General features: G+C 59.4%; 2 protein-coding genes. Both read left to right on the top strand.

Features of this window, described 5'->3' with window-relative positions; all coding sequences use genetic code 11:
- Nucleotides 1-423: IS5 family transposase (locus ACOI1H_RS25455; protein WP_422441102.1), on the top strand; the 423-nt coding region annotated here is incomplete at its 5' end.
- Nucleotides 424-526: 103 nt separating this feature from the next.
- Complete coding sequence (locus tag ACOI1H_RS25460; protein ID WP_422441104.1) at nt 527-1,558, top strand: IS110 family transposase; 1,032 nt, start codon at nt 527-529, stop codon at nt 1,556-1,558.
- Nucleotides 1,559-1,582 lie beyond the last annotated feature (24 nt).

A 1,582-nucleotide genomic window follows, 5' to 3' on the forward strand; every position in this document is an offset into this window, starting at 1 on the left:
CGTGGCCGTCTGATTGGGCGAACGAAGGGCGGTATGAACACCAAGCTGCACGCCGTGACTGACGCACTTGGGCGGCCCATCCGGTTCTTCATGACGGCCGGTCAGGTCAGCGACTACACCGGGGCGAGGGCATTGCTGAACAGTCTTCCGTCCGCGGACTGGCTCCTGGGGGACCGGGGATATGACGCGGATTGGTTCCGCGAAGCCCTTGTCGACAAGAAGATCACGCCATGCATTCCAGGTCGAAAGTCACGCGACAAGCCTGTAAAATACGACAAGCGTCGCTACAGGAAGCGCAACCGGATCGAGATCATGTTCGGACGCTTGAAAGACTGGAGGCGCGTCGCCACGCGCTACGACCGAAGTCCCAAGGTTTTCCTCTCAGCCATTGCTCTCGCCGCAACAGTGATCTTTTGGTTATGAGATGCTGTAACGGGGCCTGCGTCGCGCACTGCCTGTTACCGCTTGCAAGATCAGGGGCAAGTTATCGACCATCCCGTATTGGATCCATATGGAGGACGACGGGATGAGACTTTTTGTTGGGTTGGATGTGTCGCTCGCGAAGACGGCGATTTGCGTCATCAGCGAGCATGGCAAGATCGTGAATGAGACGCAGGTCGCCAGTGAACCTGAGGCATTGGTGCGTTGGGCGCGAGAACAAGAAGGCACTGTTGCGGCCATCGGGCTGGAGGCTGGTCCCTTGTCACAGTGGCTGCATCGTGGGCTGACAGATGCCGGGCTGGATGCTGTTCTGATGGAAACACGCCAAGTGAAAGGAGCCCTGAAGGCCATGCCGATCAAGACGGATCGCAGGGATGCCGAAGGCATTGCACGGCTTCTTCATCTCGGTTGGTTCAGACCGGTTCACTGTAAATCCGTCTCGGCGCAGGAAGTCCGTGCCGTGCTCGGGGCCCGAAAGGCCATCCAGCAAGGCATGATCGCCTTGGAAATGTCGATGCGTGGTCTCTTGCGGAACTTCGGGCTCAAGGTTGGTGCCATCTCTCGGGGCCGCTATGAACAGCGCATTCGCGAACTGGCAGACGGCAATCCAATGCTGGAAACTGCGACGGCACCGATGCTGCGCGCGCGGGCATCATTGCGACAGGAGCTGGCAGGATTGGAGCGTCTTGTCCGGCAGATGGCTCAGGATGAGCCAATATGCCGGCGACTTATGTCTATGCCTGGGGTAGGCGCGGTGGTCGCGCTAACTTACAGATCAGCTGTCGATGATCCTTCCCGGTTCACATCCTCCAAGAAAGTTGGAGCGTGGGTTGGCATGACGCCATCGCGCAACCAGTCGGGTGAACGCGACGTATCCGGTGGCATCACGAAGGCGGGCGACGTCAATCTGCGCCGCGCATTATGTCAGGCTGCGACTGTCATGATGCATCGCGGACGGTCGACGTGGCTGAGAACATGGGCTGCGCAGGTCGCTCGACGCCGTGGCGGCAAACGCGCCATGGTTGCCTTGGCAAGGCGTATCAGCGTCATCCTGCACAGGATGTGGGTCGATGATGCCGACTTCCTGTCAGACATTGCCGTGCCCCATGTGGCCTGAAAGATTGCGTCTCCTGCCGTCCAC

The organism is Loktanella sp. DJP18 (assembly GCF_049310965.1).
Taxonomy (GTDB): domain Bacteria; phylum Pseudomonadota; class Alphaproteobacteria; order Rhodobacterales; family Rhodobacteraceae; genus Loktanella.